The following is a 763-nucleotide window of genomic DNA, read 5'->3' as shown; positions in this document are numbered from 1 at the left end:
CATCGATCGGCGTCACCTGGACGGATTCCGCCGCACCGGCCACCAGCCTGCGCGGCAGTTCGCCGTGATCGGCGTCCAGCTTCTCCAGCAGGTCCGGCGAGATCGTCAGGCGATCGCAGCCCGCCAGCGCCTCGATCTGCGCCGTCGAACGGAACGACGCACCCATCACCACCGTCGGCGAACCGCGGCGCTTGAACTCGGCATACACGCCGCGCACGAACACCACGCCCGGGTCCTCATCGATGCTGGCCGGCGACTGGCCATTGGCCACATACCAGTCCAGGATGCGGCCCACGAACGGCGAAATCAGGAACGCGCCGGCCTCGCTGCAGGCCAGCGCCTGGGTCGGGTTGAAGATCAGCGTCAGGTTGCAGTCGATCCCCTCGGCCTGCAGCTGGCGCGCCGCCTCCACGCCTGCCCAGGTCGCCGCGATCTTGATCAGCACCTTGCTGCGCGGCACGCCGGCCGCTTCGTACATCGCGATGAACTGGCGCGCCTTGGCCACCGTCGCCGCCGTATCGTGCGCCTGGTCCGCATCGACCTCGGTCGAGACCCGGCCCGGCACCAGCGTGCTCAGCAGCGTACCCACGCCCACGGTCAGCCGATCCGCCACCGCGTGCACGACCGCCTCGCGCTCGCCACCCTGCTCGCGGCCCCAGGCCAGCGCGCTGTCGATCAGATCGGCATACACCGGCAGATCCAGCGCCTTCTTCACCAGGGTGGGATTGGTCGTGCAGTCGACCGGCTTCAAGCGCTTGATCGC

The 763-nt window shown here is 69.3% G+C and carries 1 protein-coding gene; it reads right to left on the bottom strand.

Annotated elements, in window-relative coordinates; all coding sequences use genetic code 11:
• Positions 1-763 (bottom strand): transaldolase family protein (locus ABE473_RS18835; RefSeq protein WP_346490537.1); only part of this gene is annotated, 763 nt, incomplete at both ends.

The organism is Stenotrophomonas sp. TWI700 (assembly GCF_039673645.1).
Lineage (GTDB): Bacteria > Pseudomonadota > Gammaproteobacteria > Xanthomonadales > Xanthomonadaceae > Stenotrophomonas > Stenotrophomonas maltophilia_AA.
Note: the sequence above shows the minus strand (reverse complement) of the source record. Positions and strands in the feature narration are given on the sequence as shown.